The organism is Maribacter sp. (assembly GCF_016744255.1).
Classification (GTDB): Bacteria; Bacteroidota; Bacteroidia; order Flavobacteriales; family Flavobacteriaceae; genus Maribacter_B.
Genome location: NZ_JADGES010000017.1, coordinates 1 through 26179 on the forward strand (window position 1 = coordinate 1; position 26179 = coordinate 26179).

Annotated in this window: 26 protein-coding genes and 1 pseudogene; 18 read left to right on the plus strand and 9 right to left on the minus strand. The window is 33.2% G+C overall.

Annotated elements, in window-relative coordinates:
* The 5 genes and pseudogenes from QZZ51_RS04820 to QZZ51_RS04840 all read left to right on the plus strand — a co-directional run.
* A pseudogene (locus QZZ51_RS04820) lies at nt 1–352 on the plus strand (ribonuclease HII); the annotation flags it as partial.
* A gap of 162 nt (nt 353–514) precedes the next feature.
* Nucleotides 515–1813, plus strand: a complete 1299-nt coding sequence (locus QZZ51_RS04825) for an OmpA family protein (protein WP_291866678.1) — start codon at nt 515–517, stop codon at nt 1811–1813.
* Between the two features lies 1 nt (nt 1814).
* Nucleotides 1815–2513, plus strand: a complete 699-nt coding sequence (locus tag QZZ51_RS04830) for a hypothetical protein (protein WP_291866680.1) — start codon at nt 1815–1817, stop codon at nt 2511–2513.
* 158 nt (nt 2514–2671) lie between these two features.
* Complete coding sequence (locus QZZ51_RS04835; protein ID WP_291866682.1) at nt 2672–3277, plus strand: hypothetical protein; 606 nt, start codon at nt 2672–2674, stop codon at nt 3275–3277.
* A 56-nt stretch (nt 3278–3333) separates the two neighbouring features.
* Complete coding sequence (locus QZZ51_RS04840; RefSeq protein ID WP_291866684.1) at nt 3334–6105, plus strand: CHAT domain-containing tetratricopeptide repeat protein; 2772 nt, start codon at nt 3334–3336, stop codon at nt 6103–6105.
* Here the strand turns inward: QZZ51_RS04840 and QZZ51_RS04845 are convergent.
* The gene (locus QZZ51_RS04845; RefSeq protein WP_291866685.1) at nt 6079–6810 is read right to left on the minus strand and encodes a tetratricopeptide repeat protein; all 732 of its coding nucleotides are present in this window, start codon (nt 6808–6810) and stop codon (nt 6079–6081) included. The two genes, QZZ51_RS04840 and QZZ51_RS04845, sit on opposite strands and share 27 nt — an antisense overlap.
* A 4-nt stretch (nt 6811–6814) precedes the next feature.
* Nucleotides 6815–7381, minus strand: coding sequence for a sigma-70 family RNA polymerase sigma factor (locus QZZ51_RS04850; RefSeq protein ID WP_291866687.1), 567 nt, complete (start codon nt 7379–7381; stop codon nt 6815–6817).
* A 277-nt stretch (nt 7382–7658) separates the two neighbouring features.
* On the opposite strand from QZZ51_RS04850, the gene QZZ51_RS04855 reads away from it, so the two are divergent.
* The 4 genes from QZZ51_RS04855 (at nt 7659) to QZZ51_RS04870 (ending at nt 11979) form a co-directional block, all read left to right on the plus strand.
* Entirely contained in the window at nt 7659–8768 is a 1110-nt protein-coding gene (locus QZZ51_RS04855) for a hypothetical protein (RefSeq protein ID WP_291866690.1), read from the plus strand.
* Nucleotides 8769–8891: 123 nt separating this feature from the next.
* Nucleotides 8892–9905 (plus strand): kelch repeat-containing protein, encoded by a 1014-nt coding sequence (locus QZZ51_RS04860; RefSeq protein WP_291866691.1) that lies wholly within the window; start codon nt 8892–8894, stop codon nt 9903–9905.
* A gap of 169 nt (nt 9906–10074) precedes the next feature.
* Entirely contained in the window at nt 10075–11265 is a 1191-nt protein-coding gene (locus QZZ51_RS04865) for a PQQ-binding-like beta-propeller repeat protein (RefSeq protein WP_291866694.1), read from the plus strand.
* Between the two features lie 105 nt (nt 11266–11370).
* Complete coding sequence (locus QZZ51_RS04870) at nt 11371–11979, plus strand: hypothetical protein (protein WP_291866697.1); 609 nt, start codon at nt 11371–11373, stop codon at nt 11977–11979.
* A 45-nt stretch (nt 11980–12024) separates the two neighbouring features.
* Here the strand turns inward: QZZ51_RS04870 and lipB are convergent, their stop codons facing one another.
* Nucleotides 12025–12726 carry a lipoyl(octanoyl) transferase LipB gene (gene lipB / locus QZZ51_RS04875; RefSeq protein WP_291866699.1) on the minus strand — a complete coding sequence of 234 codons (702 nt, stop codon included), beginning with the start codon at nt 12724–12726 and terminating at the stop codon, nt 12025–12027.
* Nucleotides 12727–12789: 63 nt separating this feature from the next.
* Nucleotides 12790–12945 (minus strand): YqaE/Pmp3 family membrane protein, encoded by a 156-nt coding sequence (locus QZZ51_RS04880; protein ID WP_291866701.1) that lies wholly within the window; start codon nt 12943–12945, stop codon nt 12790–12792.
* Nucleotides 12946–13106: 161 nt separating this feature from the next.
* Between QZZ51_RS04880 and lysS the strand changes: the two genes are divergently transcribed.
* Nucleotides 13107–14798: a lysine--tRNA ligase gene (gene lysS / locus QZZ51_RS04885; protein WP_291866702.1), complete on the plus strand. Its 1692-nt coding sequence runs from the start codon at nt 13107–13109 to the stop codon at nt 14796–14798.
* Nucleotides 14799–14859: 61 nt separating this feature from the next.
* Nucleotides 14860–16290 (plus strand): DASS family sodium-coupled anion symporter, encoded by a 1431-nt coding sequence (locus QZZ51_RS04890; RefSeq protein ID WP_291866704.1) that lies wholly within the window; start codon nt 14860–14862, stop codon nt 16288–16290.
* 67 nt (nt 16291–16357) lie between these two features.
* Here QZZ51_RS04890 and QZZ51_RS04895 read toward each other — a convergent pair whose 3' ends face one another.
* Complete coding sequence (locus QZZ51_RS04895) at nt 16358–16762, minus strand: hypothetical protein (RefSeq protein ID WP_291866708.1); 405 nt, start codon at nt 16760–16762, stop codon at nt 16358–16360.
* A 658-nt stretch (nt 16763–17420) separates the two neighbouring features.
* Here QZZ51_RS04895 and QZZ51_RS04900 point away from each other — a divergent pair.
* From QZZ51_RS04900 to QZZ51_RS04925, 6 genes are all read left to right on the plus strand, one after another.
* Nucleotides 17421–17603, plus strand: coding sequence for a hypothetical protein (locus QZZ51_RS04900; RefSeq protein WP_291866709.1), 183 nt, complete (start codon nt 17421–17423; stop codon nt 17601–17603).
* A 201-nt stretch (nt 17604–17804) separates the two neighbouring features.
* Complete coding sequence (locus tag QZZ51_RS04905; protein WP_291866712.1) at nt 17805–17975, plus strand: hypothetical protein; 171 nt, start codon at nt 17805–17807, stop codon at nt 17973–17975.
* A 669-nt stretch (nt 17976–18644) separates the two neighbouring features.
* The gene (locus QZZ51_RS04910) at nt 18645–18815 is read left to right on the plus strand and encodes a hypothetical protein (protein ID WP_291866715.1); all 171 of its coding nucleotides are present in this window, start codon (nt 18645–18647) and stop codon (nt 18813–18815) included.
* A gap of 164 nt (nt 18816–18979) precedes the next feature.
* Entirely contained in the window at nt 18980–19459 is a 480-nt protein-coding gene (locus tag QZZ51_RS04915; protein ID WP_291866717.1) for a hypothetical protein, read from the plus strand.
* Nucleotides 19460–19696: 237 nt separating this feature from the next.
* Nucleotides 19697–20188: a porin family protein gene (locus QZZ51_RS04920; RefSeq protein ID WP_291866778.1), complete on the plus strand. Its 492-nt coding sequence runs from the start codon at nt 19697–19699 to the stop codon at nt 20186–20188.
* A 283-nt stretch (nt 20189–20471) separates the two neighbouring features.
* Nucleotides 20472–22199, plus strand: coding sequence for an amidohydrolase (locus QZZ51_RS04925; RefSeq protein ID WP_291866719.1), 1728 nt, complete (start codon nt 20472–20474; stop codon nt 22197–22199).
* 211 nt (nt 22200–22410) lie between these two features.
* Here the strand turns inward: QZZ51_RS04925 and hemL are convergent, their stop codons facing one another.
* The 4 genes from hemL to QZZ51_RS04945 are packed head-to-tail and all read right to left on the minus strand — an operon-like array spanning nt 22411 to nt 25768.
* Nucleotides 22411–23688 (minus strand): glutamate-1-semialdehyde 2,1-aminomutase, encoded by a 1278-nt coding sequence (gene hemL, locus QZZ51_RS04930; protein WP_291866722.1) that lies wholly within the window; start codon nt 23686–23688, stop codon nt 22411–22413.
* 15 nt (nt 23689–23703) lie between these two features.
* Nucleotides 23704–24519, minus strand: coding sequence for a glucosaminidase domain-containing protein (locus tag QZZ51_RS04935; RefSeq protein WP_291866724.1), 816 nt, complete (start codon nt 24517–24519; stop codon nt 23704–23706).
* The gene (locus tag QZZ51_RS04940; protein ID WP_291866727.1) at nt 24516–25424 is read right to left on the minus strand and encodes a pyridoxal-phosphate dependent enzyme; all 909 of its coding nucleotides are present in this window, start codon (nt 25422–25424) and stop codon (nt 24516–24518) included. The genes QZZ51_RS04935 and QZZ51_RS04940 overlap by 4 nt, the downstream gene beginning before the upstream one ends.
* An 11-nt stretch (nt 25425–25435) precedes the next feature.
* Complete coding sequence (locus QZZ51_RS04945) at nt 25436–25768, minus strand: hypothetical protein (RefSeq protein ID WP_291866729.1); 333 nt, start codon at nt 25766–25768, stop codon at nt 25436–25438.
* Between the two features lie 208 nt (nt 25769–25976).
* Here QZZ51_RS04945 and QZZ51_RS04950 point away from each other — a divergent pair, with 208 nt between their 5' ends.
* The gene (locus QZZ51_RS04950) at nt 25977–26135 is read left to right on the plus strand and encodes a DUF5522 domain-containing protein (protein WP_291866732.1); all 159 of its coding nucleotides are present in this window, start codon (nt 25977–25979) and stop codon (nt 26133–26135) included.
* Nucleotides 26136–26179 lie beyond the last annotated feature (44 nt).

Below are 26179 nucleotides of genomic sequence, written 5' to 3' on the forward strand. Positions count from 1 at the left end.
GGACAGTAAAACACAATTATCTCTTGTAAAAGATCATGGTTTAGCAACAACATCTAAAACTCTGGTTTATATGAATGATAATACGATTAGTATTAAAGGAAAAAAGGTTGCACTGGATTTGGGTGTGTATGACAAACCCCAAATATTCCTCGTTCATAATAAAATGTATATAAGTGTCTCCGACATTCAAAACCAAAACATATATCTGTTTGATAGCCGAGCAAACCTGCTTCCAAATTTTCCGATTTTCGGTACTAGCGCTATAGACTTATCAGATATGGATGGCGATAATAAACCCGAATTGGTTACTAAAGACAATACCAATTCTATTGTGGTCTACAAAATACACTAATAACAAACAACCAATTATACAGCATTTAAAGCAATAAATACACAATTATATTCCAGTCGCAAAAATTTACAACCTACTAGGTGTTAACCTTCGTATTTTGTAATCATTAAGTATATGTAAGGTTTCCATTTATCACAATTAATCAGACCAAAAACATTACTAATGAAAATAACAACCAGTAACATTAAACCCTTCCTTTGTATTTTATTTACATTATGTTTTACGCATAGTGCTCAAAGTCAATTCCTAAAAAAATTAGGAAAAAAAGCCGAAAAGGCAGCAGAAAGGGCTGTAGAAAGAAGGGTAGAAAAAGAAAGTGAAGAAAAAACAGACCAAGTATTAGACAGTATTCTTGAGCCTAAGAAAAAACCTAAAAAACAAAAAGATACTCCTAATTCCCCCTCCAAAGGTTCTTCTCCGAACATTTCAAAAGGGAATAGCGTTTCTCCTTCCATTGAAATATATAGCAAATTTGATTTTGTTCCTGGAGACAAGCTTTTATTTTATGATGATTTATCCAGCGATTTTGTTGGTGATTTTCCCGCGAAATGGAATAGCAATGGTAGCGGCGAAGTGGTTACCATGGGCGAGAAAAGAGAAAAATGGATGGAGCTAAAATCGGGACGTGCAACTTATTATATTCCAGACACACCCAATTTACCAGAAGAATTTACTGTTGAGTTTGATTTTTTAACCGCTGGGTTAGATAAAAAAACATCTTCAACTTCAACATTTGGCATTCGTTTAGATGATAATAATGGCTTTAATACTAGGAAAAACACAGCTCTAGTTGAAATTCCACTTTGCCAGTTCATAAATATTGGAATGGTAATAGAATCTTGGACTGATGGAAAAAGAACCATGCGCAACTCCTTAGATATGGATATTAGGAACACCTTACAATCTGAATCTCACATTTCGATAGCCGTTAACAAGCAAAGAGTAAGACTTTGGATAAACGAAATTAAATATGTGGATATCCCCAGACTGTTACCAAGCACCGATATGAAAGCAGTTAAATTCTCCCCCATAAGTCTAAGAGATGGCATAGATAGAGTTTTTATCCGCAATTTAAAGGTAGCAGAAGGTGGTGTAGATTTAAGAAGAAAACTAATCTCGGAAGGAAAAATATCGACTAACGGTATCTTATTTGAAAGCGGTTCGGCAAATATTCAGCCACAGTCCATGGGTATTATTCGTCAGATTTATCAAGTTCTTCAACAAGAAAGCGGCTTAACTCTAAAAATTGTTGGACACACAGATGCTGATGGAAACACTGCTACAAATTTAAAGCTCTCAAAGAAAAGAGCAGAAGCAATAAAAAATGTGTTAACCTCCATTTACAATGTTTCTCCTGGCAGATTGATAACAGATGGAAAAGGAGAATCAGAGCCTGTTGGCGATAATACTACCACAGATGGAAAAGCAAAAAATAGAAGAGTTGAATTTATAAAACAATAACATGAAAAAAACATTAGGATTACTTGTTACAATTTGGTTTCTATCTTACTCCGTTTTTGCGCAAGATGGATGCAGTATGTATTACCCTATGGAAAAAGGCACTTCTTTTGAGTACACCAATTATAATAAAAAAGGGAAAGTAGAAGGTGTAACCAGTTATTCTGTTGTCTCTGTTATTTCTGAGGGTTCTGCAACTAAAGCTACTTTATACCTAAAGCTTTTAGATAAAAAAGGAGAAGAATCTTTTAATACTAGTTATAGCTATACTTGTGAAGATAATATGGTACGCATTGATTACAAATCTTTATTCCCTGCTGCAATGATGAAACAGTATGAAAGCATGGGGCTAGAAATGGAAATATCTGGCAATGATATAGAAGTACCCAACAATTTAAGTGTTGGCAAAGAACTTAAAGATGCTAATGTTACTGTTAATATGAATATGAGCGGCATGAACATGTCTATATCTGTAGATATGACCAACCGGAAGGTAATTGCAAAAGAAAATATTACTACAGAAACAGGTACTTACGAATGTTACGTCTTATCCGAAAACACCACGAGTAAAACTATGGGAGCAAATATAGAAATGTCCTCTAAACTATGGTTGTCTAAAGGTGTTGGCATGATAAAACAAGAAACATATAAAAAGAATGGAGATTTAATGAGCCGTACCGAACTTACTAAATTTCATAAGTAAACTACCTCGAGGCAAGCCCACGAGGCATTAAAAGGAACTTTTTTTTACCATTTCGATGCAAGCATCGGGGTATTAAACCCACTGGTGAGAATAAAAAAACACCATTTATAATCAGAGATTAGTATCTCTTAATTTTCAAATAACATAAACCAACAATTATGAAAACTAAATTATTTTTAAGTATCTGCATGCTTTTTGTATTAACATCTTGCATAAATGACTATCATGGCGGAAGCGGAGAAGAAATTAAACTCACCGAGGATAATTATCTTTATGAAGGAGATTTATATCAAATTTATCTAGACCAGGAAATAGAAAAATTAGATCTAGAAATAGAAGTTTTGGAGGATATCGTGGCAAATAATCAAGCGAACCAAACTACTTATGATGAATTGGCTACAGCTAAAAACAAGAAAGTAGAGTTCAATGCTGAGATAGAAAGTATCATTTCCATTGAAGAACTAGAACGAAGAATACCATCGCCTAGGCCTCCATGCCCAAGACCAAGTAGTTGCGATTTTGCAATCTTTGAATATATATTAGCTGGTAAAAACGTTAAAGAAATTGCCCTTAGAATTCTAGATGAGGATGGTAAGACAATTGGCGGGGGAACTATTGATGAGTTAAGCCCTTTACCCGACACTAAAGATTTAATAAAATTTAGCAAATTAAATATTGCCCCTTATACGGGCACTATTAGCATAGCAATTGAAGTAATTGATAAAACTGGTAATAATCGTAATTATATTATTGGCGGCAAATAATTTCATTTAAAAATTAATCCCTTTATTAGCCCTAGGCAAACCTTAGGGCTTTTTATATGAAAACATTTCTTTTTTTACTTTTAACTTTTACTTCTTGTATACATGCTCAACAATCCCCAGTATACGAAGAAGAAGTTGATGATTTATTTAATAAAGCATACCAACATTTATATGTACACAAGGATTCTGCTTCTTATTATTTAAAAAAAATAGAAATTAAAGCTACCGTAAAACAAGACTGGCCCAATGTTTTAGATGCATTGATTAGCTCTAACCGCAATGCGAGCTACTTTTATGATTTACAAACAGTAAGTGTAAACCTTAAGGCAATAGATCAATTAATAGCGGATCAAACTAATATTTGGGAAAATATTGAAGATTCTCTTTTCTTTCAAAACTCCATCAATTTCGATAAAGGCAAATATTATTATAAAATAGGAGATTTCGAAAAAGCCAAAACATTTTTTAAAAGAATCTACAATTCGTATGATAAGATCAATTATGACAATCTTACTAACGACCATTTCGAATTACTGTCCGTTTCGTTTAGTTTTTTAGCCAAAATTTACGATTTAGAAGGCAAACTAAATCTTGCTAAAGATTATTACTTAGAAAACGTACGATTAATCAAACGTACTACTCCGAATGATTTAAATAATCTATATATAAATTACGCATTATTAGCCGATGTTTTAGAAAAGCAAGGAGATATTGAAAATGCTAATTTGTATCTAAGACAAACATTAAACAACGCCCTTATTGAAAACGATAATCCTAATAGAATTGTTACTGTATCTAATAATCTTGCAAATAACCACTTGTCACTTGGCCAACCAGATAGTACTTTACATTACTTATCTCTAATACAGAAAAACATCACTAAAAGTCCTCACTTTGCGTATTTGTATCATACAACTAAAGCCAAATTAGAAAGTACCACTGGAAATACAGAAAATGCTATTGCCAAAATAGATATGGCTCTAACTACTTATTTAAAACCAAGAAAGCTATTCGACAAAAGCATACTCTCCAACATCTATAAAGAAAAAGCTCTTTTTCTTTATGAAAATAAGCGTTATAAAAAAGCTCTTGACGTAACGAATACAGCTCTAGATACATTAAATAGCGAATTCGGCCCCATCTATTTAGAATTAATGGCTCTAAAAGCCAAATCATTGTTACAACTTAAAAAATTTGAGACTACTAATACGGTAGCATTTTCAGCCATTACATCATTAGATAACTTTAAACCTGATTATCAATATAGTTCCGATAAAATCAATTTAGTAGAAAGCACTTTCCCTTTATTTGAATCTGCTTTACATGCTAATTATTCTCTTTTTGAAAAAACTGGAGATATAAAGTATTTAAAAAGAGGCTTTTTTTTAATGGAAAAAAGTAAATCTGTTTTGTTAATGGAGGCACTACAGGCATCTAGAGCTAATAAATTTTCTATGGTTCCCGATTCGCTTTTAGAAAAAGAAAAAAGACTGCGGATAGAAATCACCTCTTTAGAAAAGGAACTTAAAGTAAGTAGTAGTGGAGACGAAGAATTAAAAAACCAAATTTTTGAAATAAACCAGGAACAATCTAAAGTAATAAATTACATTTCTAAAAACTATCCTGATTACCACAAACTTCGTTATGGAAGTAAGGTTACCAATTTAGAAACCCTATCAAATAAGATTACGAAAGACCAAACCTTAATCAATTATTTTTATGGAGATAATGCCATTTATGCTATCTCTATTGGTCACAAAGAAAAAAAATTTACAAAAATTAAAAATTGTAAAACAATTACTGCGCAACTGAAACGATATTATGCTTTATTATCGACTCCCCAATCTAACCTCTCTGATTTAAATGAATTATCAAGGGATATTTATAAAAAAGTATTAAGCCCTAATCTTCTATCCAAAACAAAAAGGATTATCATTATACCCGATGGCCCTTTAAACTTTTTACCTTTTGGAACTTTGATAAATTCTAAAGAAGAAAAAAAGTACCTTATTGAAAGGTACGCCATAAGCTATACCAATTCAGCCACTTTATTAGAGCAATTATGGAATACCTCAACAACTAAAAAAAACATGCTAGCCTTTGCCCCTATTTTTAATGGAGAAAATATAGATCCTACTGCAAGTAGAGACAAATTATCTGCTTTACCCCACAATACCACCGAAGTACAAAACATAATTTCCCAATTTGAAGGTACCTCTCTTGAAGGTAAGAATGCGACATTGGCCAACTTCAATGCAAATGCCAGTAATTACGGTATTTTACATTTTGCAACTCATGCTATTTTTAATAATGAACAGCCTGAGTACTCCTATTTAGCTTTCTCTCCTCAAAAAAAAGAAGAGAGTCTATTATATATAAAAGATTTGTATAACCTTGAATTACATGCTAATTTGGTAACATTAAGTGCCTGCGAAACCACCATAGGAGATTTAAAACGCGGAGAAGGATTCATTGGTTTGGCTCGCGGTTTTTTCTATGCTGGTGCTAAAAGTTTAACTAGTACGCTTTGGAAAGTTAACGATGCTTCCACAGCTAATTTAATGTCCGACTATTATACTATTCTAGCCAATGGCAAACCCAAGGATATCGCTCTTCAAAAAGCCAAAGTAATTTATCTAAACAAAAACAAGGATAATGCTTTAACCCATCCATATTATTGGTCGGGGTTTATTCTTTCTGGAGATTATGCCCCATTAGCAACTGGTTGGTCCTGGGTTTGGATAGCAGTTCCTATATTACTTCTAATTATTCTAGTAACCATATTCCTAACTCGAAAGAAACTAGTCCAACTGCTTAAGAAGCTCTAATGCAGACTCCTTTTTATAAGTATAATCTTTTCTCAAAATTTGCAACTCCTTTTTAGCTGCTTTTATTTCATTAGAATGGAGATAGGTCAATGCCAAGTACCAATGAGATTCCCCAACGAACAGTGTGTTTTTATTAATTATTTTTTTAAAAAGCTCTTTAGCCTCTTTATTCTTCCCTAAATTTAGATACGATTGAGCCTTGTAAAAAGTCACATATTCCTTTCTATCTTTTGAATCTATTTTATCAAATTCTAAAATAGCCTTTTCAAAATCACCTAATTCGTAAGCCGTAAAAGCATTACGTTCTAAGGAATTAGTAGTATCTCCTCGTGTTATAGCAAAAACAGTATTGGGATATTGTTGAAAATTTACATCATACAAAACCTCATAATTAATGGCAAAACTATTCTTGTAAGTCAACCAACCGATTCCCACTAATAAAACTATAGAAGCGGCCATTATCCATTTTTGATAGTTCCTTTTTACTATCCTTTTTGATTTAAGGGCTACCTCTTTCTCAAAGCTCTTTAATGTTTCTTTTAATTCTGTACTTTTTTTGTTTTGAATAGCCTGTTGCAAACTTTGCTCAAAGTTAAACTGCTCTTTAAATTCGGTATCAGAAGATAGCAATGCATTAAATTCCTCCTCTTGTTCCGCAGTTAGAGTTTTTGAAAAATAATGATATAGTAATTGTTCTTTATCCATCTTACTACCTATTTTCTTTTATACGTACTTTCAAGGTTTTCATACAACGAGATTTTGCTGCTTTCACAACATTCTCACTGTTATAATGACCTTCCACAAGAATTTCTTGAATGGTATATCCTCTATAATAAAATAAGGTCAATAGCTCTTGGCATTTTTTCCCTAAATCAACAAAATGCTTCTGAAGTAATTTTTGTTCTGTAGTTAACCCAGGCTGTTCTATCTCTATAGTACTTACTAGCTCATCCTCTTTTCCTATAATTGACAAGTCAAAATCACCTTTTACCTTACCTTTGTTCTTTCTCATAATATCAAAAATTAAATATTTTCCAATACTGAACAGATAGGTAGATATACTACTGGTAAAACTGTCTATCTTTCCACTCATTACATTAGTATAAAAAATTACATAGGCATCTTGGTAAACATCTATATTCTCATCTTCGGACAAGTTGTAGCGTCTTGCATAATTTAAAAACTTATCTCTATTTTCCTCATATACTTTTTTAAGTACAGCGTCGGAGCCTTTTCGTAAGTCTTCTAATGTAATATTCGCTTCTGTATTTTTCACTTTAATGTAATAAGGAACAAAAGGTTAACAATCTTTACTGCTAAATTTAGTCTTTTTCATTTTTTCAGCAATTTAATATTGAAAAAAAGTAGATAAAAACAGACGCATGTAGTACTTAGCCTACTTGAATAGGAAGTCAATTTCACATTCCTATACAAACTATTCGCTTTCAAAAAACATAAAACATCTTGAACTATTAAACGTTTCAAAAAAAATATTCTACCGAATGTTAACCTTTTGTTTTTAGAAACATAAATAGGAAACAAAATATTTTATTATGAAAAAAAAGCAATATCACAGATCCCTTTTTATTCTCTCAATTATAATATCCCTAGTTGCATCTTGCAATCCAGAGGACGGCGAAGATGGCGCTATGGGCGCGCAAGGAGAACAAGGTCCAGCCAGCGAAGACGCTATAACAATAACACCCGCTGCTTATGGCATATGGGAAGTAACCAGTGAAATAGGTTCAGATGTCGCCAAATACGTTTATATAAATGAAGACAATACCCTAAACATATTATCTGAGGATCAATTGGGCTTTAAAAGAGCCGAAAGAACAAATGTGACCGTTTCAGTAAATCAAATTACCACAAATGGTTATTATGGAAGTTTAAATGGGATAAACAACTATGAAGTTGATGGAGATATTTTAACACTAACAAAATCTTTTGACCCTAACCCTGTAATAATGCAAAGATCCAGCACAGCTCCAAACCCCTCTGATTGGATTACAGAACTTACAATTTTAGACGAAGGCAATACAACTTGGGATAGAGCCGTTGATATTGCTTTTGACGGCACCTATTTGCTCGGGTTTAATTCCCACGACCGTAATATCGAACAAATTAACCCAAATAATTTTAGTTTAGAAGGTGTTATACCTACAACAAGGTCTGCCTATGCCGTAGAAATTGAAAAATCTGATGACCCCAATAGGCAGCTATTTCAGAGTGATAATGGGTTTAGGAACTATCATTCTTACATATATTCATCTAATTCTTTTTATTATACTTCAATAGATTTAGGTGCTTGGATAACTGGTATTGCCTCTAAAGTGCCTGGAGAGTTATGGGTAGCAAGCGGAAATGAACAAACATTATACCATTATTTTTCTCATGGTTCCTTATCACCAGGAGAAATTCTTGGAACCATATCTCTAGACTTTGCACCTAATGGTTTAGATTATAGAGACGGGTTCCTTTATGTTACAGAAGGGAACAGAGTACATAAATGCCAGATTACACCAGAATTTAGAGCTATAGAGACATATGAATTAAGAAACCACAATGTATCAGGCATTACCTATGACGGCACTAATTTTTGGTTGGCCTCAACAAATACGAACAATATTCAGAAACTTGTGAAAATAGATTTATCTATTTAAAAAAACCATTAACATAATAAACCTGCTCATAAAAAATAAATGAGCAGGTATTTCTTTTTAAAAAACTTTTTTAAAAAATGTTAACCTTTTTAAAATCGAAACATTAAAAGAAAAACAACAATAATGAAAACTTTTAAAATAGTATATCTAGCACTCTTAGCATTAGTATTTGTTTCCTGTGACAAAGATGAGTTAATAGAAGATCAAACAAGTATTCCCAAAGGAGGCGATGCCTTAGCATTAAAATTTGAAGTAAAAACTCAACAAGATCAAATGGGTGATTTTGCTGAAAATGCCATGATAGAATTTCAAGATAAAATATGGTCTTATGGAGGCGTAAACGATTATGGCGCAACTGGCGGTCATTTTGGATGGAATAGTGACAATGGCATCAATTGGATTTCTCTACCTATAGAACCAAGTACACTTACCTCTTTTAGAAGAGGGCATACCATAACATTTTTTAAGGATGAACTTTATTTAATTGGTGGTAAAGATAACACCGAAAACCCTTATGGAGATATATGGAAATCTAATGATGGTATTACTTGGACAACCGTTCATGCCATTGCACCATTTGGTGAAATTCCAGAGCACGCAACCCTTGTTCTTAATGACAAGATGTATGTTATTGCTGGTAATAGCACCACTACAAATACAGAAGTATGGTCTACCATAAACGGAAGGGATTGGATACAAGAAACAACAAATGCTTTCTCAGGAAGAGCAGGCCAAAAAGGAATAGTTTTTAATAATGCCATGTACATTGTTGGCGGAGAAGATATTTCTGGTCGTAAATTAAATGAAATATGGACAAGTACTAATGGTTCTTCTTGGTCCCAAATAAACTTTATTCATTTTCCAGGAAGAAATGCACATACTGTAAGCTTATATGACAATAAAGTTTGGGTAATTGGAGGTAAAGATGCCTCTATAGACTACAACAGTGAAATTTGGTATTCAGAAAATATGACCGACTGGACTATATATACTGAAGCAAGACCAAGTGATGAAGGTATCAACTCGCATACCATACTTAATTATTCGGATAAACTATGGCTCTTTGGAGGGTACCAAAATGATGGTACTGGAACCTCTGAACTCAGAGGTGAAATTACCACAATAGAAATAGAATAATATTTATGCTGCCGATTATTCAAACAAGAGAATCCGAAAAATTACTATGGAGCAAAATTTTAATATATAGGGATACTGAGAAGAATCATTCGGTTTTTCATTCTCAAATGTTAACCTTTTGTATCTGCATTCATTAAAAAATAAATAACACATTTTTAAATATCTAATTATGAAAGTAATTACAAAATTAAATGCCATTTTACTAATAGGTCTATTCATATCTTGTTGTTGCAAAAAAGACGATGATTCTACTTTTAATCTAACAACAGAACCTACCAATGACATTGAAGGGAATCTTTGGGTACAAAGCGAAAATAATTTTACAGAACTAAACTTAAAGGATTCCCAAGAAACAAATTCTTTTACAACTTTAAATTCTTTTCAGTGTACAGAATTTGACGGCAAATTTATCTGTTCCCAAGGTTCTCATTCAGAAACCAAAACTTTAATGCAGAAAGGCTCCTTTAATGGAGAATTAATTTGGAAGAAAGACTATGTAGCCAACTCCGAACATTATTATACGTTGAATGCCATTGAAGTACACCAAAACACTGTTTTTGTAGGTCATTCGATAATCGATAAAAACACCTATGCGTCAACCTATTACCTAGAAGCTTTGGACTTAGACACAGGTAGTGTTAACTGGAATATTGAGGTAGAGAACGAAATTAAAAGAATCACCTCTTTAGAAGGGCAAATAATAACGGAGCTCTCTATTGGTTCAAGTACACTAGAACTTTTAAGTATAAATGCAAACACTGGTAACATAGACCATAGATTACCCTTCACTGATCGAATTGGAAGGTTAATAGATGGCACATCATCCATTTTTGTTATGACGTGGAACAACAATGTAATTTCAATGGACAATCAATTAAATTTCAATTGGATTTTTGAAACAGATGGCACAAATATTTTAGGAGGTATTGAAACAGAAAATCAATTCCTTTTTTATTCTAGAGATAAAAACGTTTATAGTCTAAACAAAAATAATGGAAGCCTTATTTGGCAAAATAGTTATTTAGAGGATTACCCTTTGGGTATGAGTATTTTTAATAATAAAGTTTATATCAGTAATCGAAAAGAGGATGAGATTAATCTTAAAATTAAAACCTTAGATCTTTTTTCTGGTGATGAAATTGATTCTTACATCCATGAGATTACAGAAGAACTGAATGCTTCATCAACAAAATTCTATTTTATTAACCAATATTTACTCCTTTCTAAGATAATTCCATCTGAGAACAAATCGAATGCATCCTTAATCAATATTACTGATAAGGCATTATTATGGGAGAAAGAATTAAACCCTATAACCTATCCGCATTTAATAATTACACCATCTAAGGTTTATAAGTAAACCTATGACTTTAAAAAAATATTCAATTATTTTTTATACATCAATGTTAACCTTTTTAATCTGCAAACATAAAAGAGAAATAATAATCCCTTAAAAAAACTAATTATGAAAACAACAATGAAAATTTTTACAATGGCACTTGTGGCTTCTAGTTTATTCTTAACCTCTTGTGCTAAAGATGGGGAAGATGGTGCTATGGGAGCTGTTGGAGAACAAGGAATTGCTGGGCAAGATGGAACTAACGGTGAAGATGGTGCAATAGGACCACAAGGAACGGATGGCAATGCAAATGTCGTTGCCTCTTCATGGACAGACCTTAACTTTCCTAACACTTGGGATGGTTTTAATGAGGCTAGATTCGAAATATCTGATTCTAATATTACACAAGACGTAATAGATTCTTATGCTTTATTAAGCTATGTAAAATTTACTGGATCAGACACATCTGCATCATCAGTACCATTTATAAGTTTAGCAAACAGATATGAAATTCATGATGCAATGTCAGTTGGTGAATATGCAGCTTTTGCCCTTGTTAATGACATTGCAGCGCAGCCTTTACCCCCAACTAATCATGAAGTAAGGTATATATTAATTGCTCCTTCGAGTTTATCTGGAAAAAGCAATGCTCCTTCACTAGAAAAAATGAAAAAAAATGGGATTAACATCAAAAATTATGAGGAAGTAATTCATTATTTGGGATTGGAATATTAAATTTCTTTTTACTTATAAAAAACCGAGGCTCACACTTCGGTTTTTTTATTTTGTAATTTCCGCCTCAAACAAAACCCTAAAATGTTTCAGCAGTTTTTCTTTTACCTCTTCCATAGAAACTTCTTGCTGTCCTAATTCTATATTTAAAGAAGTAACCGCTTTGTCTTTTATCCCACAGGGAATCATTAAATCAAAATAACCCAAATTAGCATTTACATTTAATGCAAAACCATGCATGGTTACCCAGCGACTTGCACGAACTCCCATTGCACAAATTTTACGAGCAAAGGGCGTACCTACATCTAACCAAACTCCTGTTTCTCCTTTAGAACGTTCTGGCTTTAAACCATATTCTTGTAAGGTTAAAATTACCATTTCTTCTAGAAAACGAAGGTATTTATGGATATCCGTAAAAAAATTATCTAAATCTAAGATGGGGTAGCCTACAATTTGTCCTGGGCCATGATACGTAATATCTCCTCCCCTATTTATTTTATAAAAAGTAGCGTTCTTTTCTTTTAATTGGTTTTCATCTACCAATAAATTAGACATATCGCCACTTTTCCCTAGGGTGTATACATGCGGATGTTCTACAAAAAGAAAATAGTTGGAAGTTGACAATTGCGCATCTTCCCTTCTATTTTTAATTTTTAGGTCTATAGTGTCCTTAAAAAGTTGTTCTTGATATTCCCAAGTCTCTTTATAATCTTTTAGCCCTAAATCTTGTACAATTACTTCCTTATTCATTGCTACAAAGATACAAAGGACTACAGAGAAACTAAAAATTAAGCCCCTTTTAAAAAGCGGTACTTAATTAGGATTGTTTAATATTACTAAAGCGGCGATTACTCCTGGCACCCAACCGCAAAAAGTTAGCAGTAAAACAATTAAAAAAGAACCACAACCTTTTCCGATTACCGAAAGGGGCGGAAAAACAATGGCTAATAATACACGTAAAAAACTCATTCTAATTTGATTTAATTTGATTGATGTACTTATTTGACGCTTATTTTCTCTACTTGTTACAAATAAGTTGCAAAGTACGCTACTTTCTAACAATATTCTCTTTTTGCAAAATTGATAGATTAGCCTAGACTACCTATATTTGCAGCCTTAATTATTTAGATATGCAACTTTCGGAACAAGAAGTAATAAGACGAGATAAATTAGCCCGTTTAAGAGATTTAGGAATAGATCCTTATCCTGCGGCTTTATACCCTGTAGATGCTACATCGAAAAGTAGCAAGGAAAATTACGAAGAAGGAAAAAAAGTTGTTATTTCTGGACGATTAATGTCTAGAAGAATACAAGGTAAAGCCTCCTTTGCGGAACTTCAAGATAGCGAAGGGCGTATACAAGTCTATTTTAATAGAGATGAAATTTGTGTCGGAGAAGACAAAACACAATATAACGAGGTTTACAAAAAACTTTTAGATATAGGTGATATTATTGGCATAGAAGGAGAACTTTTTACAACGCAGGTTGGTGAAAAAACAGTGATGGTAAAAAACTTTACTCTTCTTTGTAAAACCTTAAGACCACTTCCTTTACCTAAAAAGGATGCCGAAGGGAATATATACGATGAGTTTAATGACCCTGAATTACGTTACAGACAACGTTATGTAGATTTAATTGTAAATCCATCTGTAAAAGAAACTTTTGTAAAGCGTACAAAAATCACCAATACGATCCGTCAATTTTATAACGACCGCGGGTACTTAGAGGTAGAAACGCCAATATTACAACCAATTCCAGGTGGTGCTGCTGCACGTCCGTTTTTAACACACCACAATGCATTAAACATTCCTTTATATTTAAGAGTTGCAAATGAGTTGTATTTAAAAAGACTTATTGTTGGTGGTTTTGATGGTGTATACGAGTTTTCTAAAGATTTTAGAAACGAAGGAATGGATCGTACCCACAACCCAGAATTTACCGTTATGGAATTGTATGTAGCATACAAGGATTATAATTGGATGATGGATACCACCGAAGAGCTTCTAGAAAAAATTGCTATAGATTCCAATGGAACTAGCAAAGTAACTGTTGGAGAAAACGAAATAGAGTTTAAAGCGCCTTATGCTAGAGTTCCAATTTTAGAGGCTATAAAAATACATACTGGTTTTGATCTTGCTGGTATGGATCAAAAGCAATTAATGGCCATTGCCAAAGAGTTGGGTATTGAGATAGACGATTCTATGGGTGTTGGTAAACTTATCGATGAAATTTTTGGTGAAAAATGTGAACACCTATATATACAACCAACCTTTATTACGGATTACCCTAAAGAGATGAGTCCGTTAACTAAAGAGCATAGAGACAACCCTGCATTAACAGAGCGTTTTGAACTCATGGTAAATGGAAAAGAATTAGCTAATTGTTATTCGGAGCTAAATGACCCTATTGATCAACGCGAACGTTTTGAAGACCAACTTAAATTATCTGCCAAAGGAGATGATGAAGCTATGTTTATAGATCAAGATTTCTTGCGTGCTTTAGAATACGGTATGCCTCCTACTTCTGGTATTGGTATTGGTATTGATCGTTTGGTAATGTTAATGACTAATAATTCTTCTATACAAGAAGTGTTATTCTTTCCACAAATGCGCCCAGAGAAAAAGGCAGTGGAATTAAACGATAACGAAAAGGTTATCTTCGATATTATTAAAAAAACGAAGCAAATGCCATTAGCAGAATTAAAATCTGCTGCAGAGCTAAGTAATAAAGCTTGGGACAAAGGTATAAAAGGACTTACCAAACATGGTTTGGTTAAAGTTGCTAAAGAAGGGGAAACGCTTCTTTGCCAATTGCAAGAATAATATACTACCTATTGATAAAACCCTAGAAAAACCATAGTTTAGAGGATATTAAATATGTATAATGAATCTCAGTAAAAAAATTGGCCTTTTTCTAGGGCCTATCTTATTTCTTCTTTTCACTAATTTACCTTTTATATTATTATCTAATAAAGGAGATGCTGTTATTGCCGTTGCCCTTTGGATGGTTATTTGGTGGGTTACGGAGGCCGTTTCTATTTCTGTTACCGCTCTTTTACCTTTAGTACTATTCCCTCTCTTAAAGATAATGCCGATTGCAGACGTAGGTGCCAATTATGGTAGTCCTATAGTATTTCTCTTTTTTGGTGGTTTTATTATGGCATTGGCACTAGAAAAAGTAAACTTACACAAACGCATTGCACTCAACATTATAAAAATAACGGGTACCACACCTAATAAAGTGGTTCTTGGTTTTATGATTGCTACCGCAACTTTAAGTATGTGGATTAGTAATACTGCAAGTACTGTAGTTATGTTACCCATTGCCATGTCTGTAATAGGATTGCTCATAAATGATGAAGATGGCTTTACCAAAGCGGATCAAAATTTTTCTTTGAGTGTTATGCTAGGAATAGCATTTTCTGCCAACGCTGGTGGTATAGCTACCGTTATAGGCACACCACCAAATTCGGTGATGATTGGCCTACTAGAAAGCCAATATAATATTGAGATATCTTTCTTAAAATGGATGGTAATAGGTGTTCCATTTTCCTTTACTATGATTACGATAAGCTATTTTGTCCTAGTAAAGTGGATGTTCCCTAACCGAGATTTAAAGTTTAAAGCTTCCAAAGATGTTATTCAGGACGAACTTAAGAAGCTAGGTCCAACAAGTGGAAAAGAAAAAATGGTTTTAGTAATTTTTGGTATCACAGTATTCCTTTGGGTATTCCGCACACTAATAAATAGCATTTTTCCAGAATTAGGATTATCAGATACAATAATTAGTATACTAGCAGCAATTTCTTTATTTACTATACCTTATAATCTAAAAAAAGGGGATTATATTATTCACTGGCAAGATACTAGCAAGTTGGCCTGGGGCATCTTAATTCTTTTCGGAGGAGGTTTAGCCTTAGCTAAAGGCATGTCTGTTAGTGGTATTGTAGATTTGGTAGCAAATACTATTGCAGCAAGTAATATTAGTATTTTTGTAACTGCAGCTCTACTCATTTTCTTAATGTTGTTTATGACCGAGCTTATGAGTAATGTAGCACTGGTTGCTGTTTTAGCTCCAGTAGTTGCTGGTATTGCAATAGGCTTAGAAATTCCTATTCTTTATTTATTAATTCCTGTAACTATGGCTAGTAGTTGCGCCTTTATGTTACCAATGGCCACACCACCTAACGCAATTGTCTTTGCTAGTGGATATATAAAAGTACACCAAATGGCACGCGTAGGTATTATTCTAAACCTAATTGCCGTAGTGTTATTAATTATTATGTTTCAGTATGTTATTCCGTTACTATTTTAAAAAATAAAAACCCCTATCTCCATAGGGGTTTTCTGACTAACTAACTCAAAAAATAACTAACTTAATTTTACTTTACCGCGAACGCATTAAAGTTCTTTGGTAAATATTTATTTGTATCAAAATCTAATACTATAGTGTCATTAGCATCTATATAATTAATGCTTTGTACATCTGTAGGATATGCATAAGCATCAAAACCAACTGGCAAGTGCTCTCTAAAATCTCCTTTATCGTTTATGGTATCGTTTATATAATCCACAGTATTAACATCAAAATAAAAAGTATTTGGATCAAAGCTTTCTGGTAAGTAGTCCGCTGTATTAAAACCCAGACTAATCACTTCTTCTTCTTCAACATACTCAATAGAGTTAATATCAAAATCTTTAATTTCCTTAGAAATGCTTATTGCAAAAACTCCTTGACAAATCGCCAATCCTAAGACAATAGATAAACTTATATTTTTATAATTCATAGCTTTCAGGTTAAATTCTGTGCAAAGGTAGAACCCCCTTTTTTAGTAATTATTGCTTTTACATTTTTCTTAACATTAGCCCCTTTAGGCTCCATAATGCACTTTGATAAAAGCTTACTACAAAAATTATGAATTTGATAATCTTGCCCATTATAACCTTATCATCTTTGCAATTTTTACTGATAATTATTACCACAAAAAAAAGTGCACTTCTAGTGTTATTTTTTTGTTAAGCACATACAACCGTGCTCTTCATCGAAGAATTTAGCTTTTCGTCTGATAATTATTCTCAAAGACAAAGCCCAAAGGTGACTTTGGGCTTCGCGCTTAACTAATTAAAAGAATTTAAAATTATAACTCTCTATCTATTAAGACGACATAAAAAGGAAAATGTTACACCTATTACAAGACATTACGGTTTTGGATTTCAATTAAAACCTTAAGTGGCATTGCCCTACAAATTGGAAGGTAATGTACTATTCGATGAAATACATAGCAAAGAAGGAGACTTTCGATAAACGGTAAAATAAGAAGGGTTAATATTCGTTATTACCACACTATTGCAATCCTTTACACACTATAAAGATGTATTTGGCAACAATATACTTAACCGCTTTGTTTAATTAAATCTTGTAAAAGACCTAAAATTCCCCAAATCATGACCTATAAAGCAAAAAGTTTAATCTATTTAGGAGTATTTGCAAGCCTTGCGCTTACATATCATCTAACAGATACAACAGAAAATAATGTAGAAAACTATGCAGAAACCCAAGAAATTAGAGATGCGACAGAAACAAATGAGAATACTACCGTTGGTATTGAATTAGAAGATAGAGACTAATACAAACGGACTTGTGAAAATATCGATGAAATACAAATAACCTATGCCTTTAGATGAACGGTAAAATTAATCCGATGAAAAAAATGATATTACCACACTTTTAGGTGCTTTCACATCTAAAAAGATGCATTTGACAACAATCCGATTTTTGGTAGTAAGATGAAACATACCTTTGTAGAAGAAATTAAAATCCCCCAAATCATGACCTATAAAGTAAAAAGTTTCGCATATTTAGTAGCATTTGTAGCAATCGCTTTTACATACCATATTACAGATAATCAGACGGAAACTAACACCTACGTAGAAGCCGCTGAATTAATACAAACCAATACTGTATCTACTACTATTTTAGAAGTACAAGAAAGAAAATAATACCCCCCAAAATTAACCTACTATTAAGAAAAGGCTCGGAGACTACTCCGAGCCTTTCTTTATTTATAATAAAGGATATAAAATACGCTACCAGACAGTATTATAAACATCCTTTTTTCAAAAAATTCCTCTAACCGTATTTTGTTGATTTTAACTCTACTTACTTTTAAAAGCAGATTTTTTTACTTCTATTAAATTCTGTAATATCATAAATCCAAAAATTGATTCTACAGCGAACAAATCATTATTATAATAATTGAATTGGTTTTTAAGACACTTTAGAATAGTAATATCAATCTGGCAAACTCATCCTTTTGCAAATTTCGCCTCGGATTCCATATATACTTGCTCGTTCTATACTTCTTTTCTTTATTCTTACTATGCAATTACATTTTAACCATTCTATGTGTTACCCTTTACAATAACTTAAAAAAAGCTAACAAATCTTATTATAGCGTAGTATCAACCACAAATTAATGATGTAAAAAATATCGATGAAATGCACATAAAATACCCCAATAGATGAACGGTAATTTTATCCGATGAAAAAAACGATATTACCACACTTTTAGATCTTTTCACATCTAAAAAGATGCATTTGGCAACAATGCGCTTTTTAGTAGTAAGATGAAACATACCTTTGTAGAAGAAATTAAAACCCCCCGAATCATGACTTATAAAGTAAAAAGTTTAGCATATTTAGTAGCATTTGTAGCAATCGCTTTTACATACCATATTACAGATAACCAGACGGAAACTAACACCTACGTAGAGACCGCTGAATTAATGCAAACCAATACTGTATCTACTACTACTTTAGAAGTACAAAAAAGAAAATAATACCCCCAAATTAACCTACTATAAGAAAAGGCTCGGAGACTACTCCGAGCCTTTCTTGTGTTTATACCTTTTCTTCATCGTTAAAAAACTCTTAAAGTAATACTCCACGTTAAACCATTTTAAAATCCTATGGTCTTAAGTGTATCATCTTAAAAAAAGAAAACATGAAAAAAATAATGATAACACTTTTACTTTTAATAGGTATGCCTACTATGGCTCAAAGATCGGAAGGGAAAGCAGGAAAAGGACAACGTAGTGCTATGCAAGACTTTACTCCAGAGGAAATAGCTACACTACACTCTAAAAAAATGACACTAGCTTTAGACCTCACCTCTGTACAACAAAACAAAGTAAAAGCCTTAGCATTAGAAAATGCAAGGGAACGCAAAACCAAGATGGCAGAACGTAAAGCGAAACGAAAAGAGGGCGATACTAAAAAGCTAACTTCTGAAGAGCGCTTTACTATGCAAAATGCTATGTTAGATCGTAAGATAGCACAAAAGGCTAAGATGAAAAATATACTCTCGGAAGACCAGTATAGTAAATGGGAGAAAATGGAAGCACATAAACACCATAAAATGAGAAAATCTGGTAAAAAAAATGGATTTAAAAAGAAGGGCACACCCAAAAAGGAAAATAAATAATTTTAGTTACGTTTTAAATCTTTAACGTGGAGCCGTGTCCTCAAGGATATGGCTTTTTCTTTGCAAAACATGTTAGAACTAAAGCTATCGTAATAATAACAATACAGCAATTTATATTATCTTAGAGCTTCATATAAATAATATGAAAAAAACTATTTTAATAATTTCAGTAGCGATTTTGACATTAACAACTGTAAAAAGTCAAGAAAAAATTAATTTTGGAGTTAAAGGTGGAATATATCTTCAACTAATTTTAGAGAAAACAACTTAAAAACAGGCTATCATTTTGGACTAATAGCTGAATTCCATATTGGAAATAATTTTTCTATCCAACCAGAAGTTTTATATGCAACCCAAGGAGTAAAAGCTGCACCTATGTTGGATGGAAGTATTTCGCCTGAACGCAATTACAACTTTGATTATATTCAGGTTCCTATTTTAGCAAAAATATATTTATCTACTAATTTTTCATTAGATATGGCTCCATCTTTTAACTTTTTAGTTCATGATGAGCAAACATATACGAATATTAATAATGGTGAAGTTTCTTTTGATGGAAACGGAAAAAGCTTTGAGTTTAGCCTTGGAATAGGTGCTACCTATAAGTTTATGGACAATTTTTTCGGAAATATCAGATATATGAGAGGATTAACGGATACTTTCGATTTTGAACTTGAAGAATCGAACAGTAATGTTTTTCAAATTGGAATAGGATATCTATTCAAGTAAAAACTTAAATAGACTTCATTTAATAATCCTAAAAGTAAGTGTTTTTCTAACAAAGCTAGGTTGATAAAATACTGTAGAAAATAACGTATAAATTTAATGCTCAAGTCTCTCCTTTCTTAAAGTTTGTGTATCAATACTACTTGTTTAGAACTTAGATTATGGAGCCTGTAATAGTTATCGAAAAGTAATTCTTTCTTTTGTACAGGATAAAGCTTATTATAGGGTACTCTTGTCCTTTAATTAATCCTTTATATGTAAATTCAGTTTTTTTAAATCAATACTAATGATACGAAAAAGTTCTATTTTCTGGGTTTTAGCCATTAGCTTCCTATTAGCAGCTTCATGTTCGAGTCCGAAAAAACAAGCCGCAACCTTGTTACTATATGGTGGTCCTATTTATACAGTAGATTCTACTCAAACGATGGTAGAAGCTGTTGCTACCAAAGATAATATCATCCTTTTTGCAGGTAGTTTAGCAGAAGCACAAGAATATAAAACCGCCCAAACCAAAATTATTGACCTAGAAGGTAAAACCATGACCCCAGGTTTAATCGAAGGGCATGGACATTTTATGGGCCTGGGATACAATGAGTTAGAAGTTGATTTACTCAATACAACAAGCTATCAAGAAATAGTAGATATCGTCGCAGAGGCAGTAAAAAATGCAGAGCCAGGCGAATGGATTATAGGAAGAGGCTGGCACCAAAGTAAATGGGATGCATTGCCCGAAGATGCCGTAAATGGTTTTCAAACACATTACAAATTAAGTAAAGTATCTCCGGATAATCCGGTATTTCTGAGTCATGCTAGCGGCCATGCGGCTTTCGCCAATGCCAAGGCCATGGAAATTGCTGGTTTACAAATATTATCAAAAGATGGAATCGATAAATTTTCGGTTGAAGGAGGCGAAGTTATGCGCGACAAAACAGGAAGGCCTACAGGTATTTTCAACGAGCGCGCCACAAGCTTAATTTGGAAGCATGTTCCAGAAGAAAATTCTGAAAAAAGAGACAAAGCTTTTGACTTAGCCGTCGCCGCTTGTCACAGAAACGGAATTACCAGCTTTCATGATGCTGGTATAGCAAAGAATACCATAGCTCTTTATGAAGACAAAAAGGCGGCAAATAAAATGAAGGTACGCATGTATGCTATGATTAAAGGAGGAAACAAAGATTTACTTAACGAATGGTACGAAAGGGGACCCTTAGTAGACCCTGACAATCTCTTAACCATCCGATCAATAAAATTAAGCTGTGATGGTGCGTTAGGTTCCCGTGGTGCTTGGTTATTAGAATCATATACCGACCGACCAGGACATTTTGGTCATGAAACCTTACCTATGAAAGATGTAAAAGAAACTGCCTTAAATGGTTTACGAAATGGCTTTCAAGTTTGTTCACATGCTATTGGTGATCGCGCTAACAGGGAAATTTTAGACCGCTACGAAGCTGCCTTTGTAGAATTGCCGGACTTAAAAACGAATCACAGATTTCGTATAGAACATGCCCAACATTTACACCCTGATGATATTCCCCGTTTTGCGAAACTAGGGGTAATTCCGGCAATGCAAGCCGTACACATGTCTTCTGATAGACCTTGGGCAATTGACCGTATGGGCGAAAAACGAATTAAAGAAGGTGCATATATGTGGCAAGACCTTTTAAAGAGCGGTATACCTATTATTAATGGAACCGATGTGCCCGTAGAGCCGCTGAATCCGATTGCCAGTTTGTATGCTAGTATAAGCAGAAAAACTTTAAAAGGTACTCCCGAAGGTGGTTATGAACCTGAACAAAAAATGACCAGAGAACAAGCATTAAAATCCTATACTCTTGATGCCGCCTACGGTGCTTTCGAAGAAAACATAAAAGGCTCAATCACTGCTAAAAAACTAGCTGACTTTACTATCTACAATCAAGATATAATGACAATACCCGAAGATAAATTCTTAAAAACAGAAATAGCGATGACCATTTTTAATGGCAAAGTAGTATATACTAAGAGTGATTGATCTGATAGAAATTCAATACCAGAAAACAAAAAATATTTTTCACCCAATCAAAAGCATGATTAGAATAACTGCGAACACACGAAAAGTCATTTTAAACAACTCCGCAGATATAATTTTCCCTTAGACACAATATATTAGAGCGGGTTATATGTTCTTTTTCGAAACTCAATCGTAGTATACACAAAACTAATCTCTATTACAGATACCGTTCTTAAAATACCTTTTTTAAGGCATCTATAGTTTTATCTAAATCGCCATAGGATAAAGCATCATTTAAAAAATAGCTTTCAAAAGCAGAAGGAGGCAAATAAATACCTTGGTTTAACATGCCATGAAAATAGGTTTTAAACGTCTCATTATTTCCTTTGGCCGAAGAAGCAAAATCTACCACTGGCGCATCTGTAAAGTGTACAGAAATCATACTCCCATATCGGTTTATTTGGTAGGGAATTCCTTTGGTTTTTAATACATTATCAAACCCTTCATGTAAATGTTCTGTTTTATCTGCAAGGCTTTCAAAAACTTCTGGTCTGTTATTTAATTCTGTAAGCATTGCCAAACCAGCACTCATTGCTAATGGGTTACCGCTAAGCGTACCTGCCTGGTACACTGGCCCGTCTGGAGCTAGGTAATTCATAATTTCATTTCTGGCAGCAAAAGCACCTACTGGTAATCCGCCACCTATAACTTTACCAAAAGTAACAATATCGGCAGGGATGCCTAACGCTTCTTGTGCGCCACCGGCTCCTAAACGAAAACCTGTCATTACCTCATCAAAAATTAATAAGATCCCTTCTTTGGTACACAGTTCACGTAAACCTGTAATAAATTCCTCTGTTGGAATAATACAACCCATATTCCCTGCAATAGGTTCTATAATTACGGCTGCTATTTCTCCTTTATTAGCACTAGTTAATGCCTTTACACTTTCTAAATCATTATAATTTGCTAAAAGTGTGTCTTTTGCTGTCCCTTGTGTAACTCCTGGACTATTTGGGCTACCAAAAGTAACGGCACCACTACCTGCTTGAATTAAAAAAGAATCGGAATGGCCATGGTAACAACCCGAAAATTTAATGATTTTATCTTTTCCACTATACCCTCTTGCCAAACGAACAGCGCTCATACAAGCCTCTGTTCCACTATTTACAAAGCGTATTTTATCTATGTTTGGAACCATAGAAACGGCTAACTTGGCCAAATCTGTTTCTATCTCTGTTGGCATACCAAAAGAGGTTCCTTTTTTTGCTTTATCTATTATTGCATTTAAAACTGGTTCATATACATGACCTAAAATTAATGGCCCCCATGAAGCTATATAATCTATAAGTGTATTACCATCCTCATCATATAAATACGCTCCCTTAGCTTCCTTTACAAAAATTGGGTCCCCACCTACTGCGTTAAAAGCACGTACTGGTGAATTTACACCCCCTGGAATATATTTTTTCGCTTCATTAAATAAAGCACTACTTCTTTTATAAATCATCTTTCTTTATTGCTTTTACTTTACCGTAATCTGTTGGCCAATAGCTAAGTTGGCATCTTTCATTTTATTAATACGCATTAAATCCTCTACCGAAACAAAATATTTTCTAGAGATAGAATATAAAGTATCTCCTTTTTTTACAATATGAGTTTTCTGATTCGATCTAACAACCCTTACTGGTTTTCTCTTTATCCTAGAAGCTACATCTGAAGGAGTATCATACTGGTCTAATTTATGCTTTTCTATAAGATATAATAATTTTTGTGGATATTTTACATCTGTTGCATAACCCGCCTTTCTTAATCCCTTTGCCCATGATTTATAATCATTATACTGGTAATTAAACAGAAAAGCATACCTAGCTCTAGTGGTTAAAAAAACACTGTGATCTCTATAAGAATATCTTGGGTGATTATATTTTCTAAAACACTCGCCTTTTTCATCGTCGTCATGAAAATCATAATCGCCTTCCCATCCGGTATGGCACTTAATTCCAAAATGATTGTTAGTTTTCATGGCCAATTCCCCTTTACCATAACCACTTTCTAGCAAACCTTGCGCTAAAGTTATACTTGCAGGAATACCATAAGCCATCATTTCTATTTGGGCTACTTCGGAAAAAACATCTATATATTCTTGAATGGAACCAATTCTAAAAGAAACAAATTTACCATCATCTTCAGGTAAATCTTTATATGCTTCTGTGGTAGTTTTCTTTTTATGAGAAACTACATTCTTGGTTCTTAACTCCCCAGAACGAACAGTTGTTTTTTTAGATTTACAACTAACTAAAAAAAGACCAACACAAAAAAAGATTATATATTTTTTCATTCTATTACTAGCATTGGTTGTTTTTTCTTTTTTAATAACGCATTCATGCCTGCTATCCCTTGCAAACCTCCGGTATGAATCGCCAAAATTTTAGTTCCCGATTCAAAACAATCTTCTTGAATCATCTCCATTAATCCAAATATCATTTTTCCTGTATATACTGGGTCTAATGGAATATTAGTTTTTATTTTAAAATCATTAATAAACTGGATTAATTCTGGCGATACTTTACCATAACCTCCAAAATGGTATTCATTTTGAAGTTCCCAATTCCTTTTGTTTGTAAATTTACAAATATCTTCTTGTAAAAAACCACCCTTCAAGGCAGGAAAACCAATTACCCTTTGCGTATTGTTAGATGCGTTTATAATCCCTGCTATTGTTCCTCCTGTGCCCACAGCAGAAGTTATTACATTAAAAGAGGCATCTTCATCCGTAATAATTTCTTGACAACCTTCTACGGCCAACGCATTGGTGCCACCTTCCGGAAGCATATAAAAATGCCCAAATTCTTTTTCTAATTCTGTTTTAAATTCTGGAGCATCTTTATTTCTATAAACTTCTCTAGACACAAATTTAAATTCCATACCATGAGCGCGTGCTAAAAGTAAAGTAGCATTCTTTTGCCATTTATCTTTTAGTTCCTCTCCCCTAATAACGCCAATAGTACTTATACCTTCTTGTTTACCTGCATAAGCTACAGCTGCGATATGGTTAGAATATGCTCCTCCAAATGTTAACAGAGTATCTTGCTTAGCAGCCTTTGCAGCAAGTATATTATATTTTAGTTTGCGGTACTTATTTCCCGATATTAAAGGGTGTATTAAATCTTCGCGCTTTATAAAAAACGTAATTCCTTTATCGTTTAATATAGATAAATTTACCTTTTGATTTTGCGTTTGCACTAGAAACTAGTTTAGTAACGCCAAAGATATTTAATAAAGCTGAAAAACTTCCTTTGATTTAAATAATCTAAATTATTTTCATTACAATATGCCTCACGCTCAAAACTTATATTCTGGTATGCCTTATAGCTATCTAAATATAATAGACTTCGTAAAAGCCATTCTGTTACATACCAAATATAAAAAGGAAGAATAAGTAACTCTTGCTGCTGTTTAAGGTGAATCTTTTCGTGATTAATAAGTACAATATCTCCCTTTAAGGTATTATCCTTTAAGATTATGAAAGGCCATAAGGACAAGCCAACATAATTTTTATAGAAGAAATGTTTAAATATTAATATCATAAATGCTTTTTACAAACGCTTATCTCCAAAGATAATTGTAATTTTTTAATCCTAAATATATACTAGATTTCCCTAGGAACAAAAACGATTAAACACTCTAAAATATAAATATTCTCACAAAACACGGCTATTTCCATTGAAATAGCGCTCCTTATCTGCTAAGAATTCTTAATTTTATCCGCCATAATAGTAACCTATTTGTATTACAATGAAAGATATTATTCCGTTAGAAGAAGGGGATTATTACTTATCCGAACAAGGGTATAAGGTATTTACAAAACAGTTTCATTTAAAAAGAGGGTATTGCTGTGAGAGCGGATGCAGGCATTGCCCCTATAGCTATAATGTAAAAACTAACAAACAATAAACTCGATTCTTCGGCACGATTTTTGAGAAGTTTATAGAGAAGAA

Excerpts from the sequence above, each read along its gene's own strand:
- QZZ51_RS04825 (WP_291866678.1), top strand. The coding sequence starts at position 515 with ATGAAAATAACAACCAGTAACATTAAACCCTTCCTTTGTATTTTATTT.
- QZZ51_RS04830 (WP_291866680.1), top strand. The coding sequence starts at position 1,815 with ATGAAAAAAACATTAGGATTACTTGTTACAATTTGGTTTCTATCTTAC.
- QZZ51_RS04835 (WP_291866682.1), top strand. The coding sequence starts at position 2,672 with ATGAAAACTAAATTATTTTTAAGTATCTGCATGCTTTTTGTATTAACA.
- QZZ51_RS04840 (WP_291866684.1), top strand. The coding sequence starts at position 3,334 with ATGAAAACATTTCTTTTTTTACTTTTAACTTTTACTTCTTGTATACAT.
- QZZ51_RS04845 (WP_291866685.1), bottom strand. The coding sequence starts at position 6,810 with ATGGATAAAGAACAATTACTATATCATTATTTTTCAAAAACTCTAACT.
- QZZ51_RS04855 (WP_291866690.1), top strand. The coding sequence starts at position 7,659 with ATGAAAAAAAAGCAATATCACAGATCCCTTTTTATTCTCTCAATTATA.
- QZZ51_RS04860 (WP_291866691.1), top strand. The coding sequence starts at position 8,892 with ATGAAAACTTTTAAAATAGTATATCTAGCACTCTTAGCATTAGTATTT.
- QZZ51_RS04865 (WP_291866694.1), top strand. The coding sequence starts at position 10,075 with ATGAAAGTAATTACAAAATTAAATGCCATTTTACTAATAGGTCTATTC.
- QZZ51_RS04870 (WP_291866697.1), top strand. The coding sequence starts at position 11,371 with ATGAAAACAACAATGAAAATTTTTACAATGGCACTTGTGGCTTCTAGT.
- lipB (WP_291866699.1), bottom strand. The coding sequence starts at position 12,726 with ATGAATAAGGAAGTAATTGTACAAGATTTAGGGCTAAAAGATTATAAA.
- QZZ51_RS04880 (WP_291866701.1), bottom strand. The coding sequence starts at position 12,945 with ATGAGTTTTTTACGTGTATTATTAGCCATTGTTTTTCCGCCCCTTTCG.
- lysS (WP_291866702.1), top strand. The coding sequence starts at position 13,107 with ATGCAACTTTCGGAACAAGAAGTAATAAGACGAGATAAATTAGCCCGT.
- QZZ51_RS04890 (WP_291866704.1), top strand. The coding sequence starts at position 14,860 with ATGAATCTCAGTAAAAAAATTGGCCTTTTTCTAGGGCCTATCTTATTT.
- QZZ51_RS04895 (WP_291866708.1), bottom strand. The coding sequence starts at position 16,762 with ATGAATTATAAAAATATAAGTTTATCTATTGTCTTAGGATTGGCGATT.
- QZZ51_RS04900 (WP_291866709.1), top strand. The coding sequence starts at position 17,421 with ATGACCTATAAAGCAAAAAGTTTAATCTATTTAGGAGTATTTGCAAGC.
- QZZ51_RS04905 (WP_291866712.1), top strand. The coding sequence starts at position 17,805 with ATGACCTATAAAGTAAAAAGTTTCGCATATTTAGTAGCATTTGTAGCA.
- QZZ51_RS04910 (WP_291866715.1), top strand. The coding sequence starts at position 18,645 with ATGACTTATAAAGTAAAAAGTTTAGCATATTTAGTAGCATTTGTAGCA.
- QZZ51_RS04915 (WP_291866717.1), top strand. The coding sequence starts at position 18,980 with ATGAAAAAAATAATGATAACACTTTTACTTTTAATAGGTATGCCTACT.
- QZZ51_RS04925 (WP_291866719.1), top strand. The coding sequence starts at position 20,472 with ATGATACGAAAAAGTTCTATTTTCTGGGTTTTAGCCATTAGCTTCCTA.
- hemL (WP_291866722.1), bottom strand. The coding sequence starts at position 23,688 with ATGATTTATAAAAGAAGTAGTGCTTTATTTAATGAAGCGAAAAAATAT.
- QZZ51_RS04935 (WP_291866724.1), bottom strand. The coding sequence starts at position 24,519 with ATGAAAAAATATATAATCTTTTTTTGTGTTGGTCTTTTTTTAGTTAGT.
- QZZ51_RS04945 (WP_291866729.1), bottom strand. The coding sequence starts at position 25,768 with ATGATATTAATATTTAAACATTTCTTCTATAAAAATTATGTTGGCTTG.
- QZZ51_RS04950 (WP_291866732.1), top strand. The coding sequence starts at position 25,977 with ATGAAAGATATTATTCCGTTAGAAGAAGGGGATTATTACTTATCCGAA.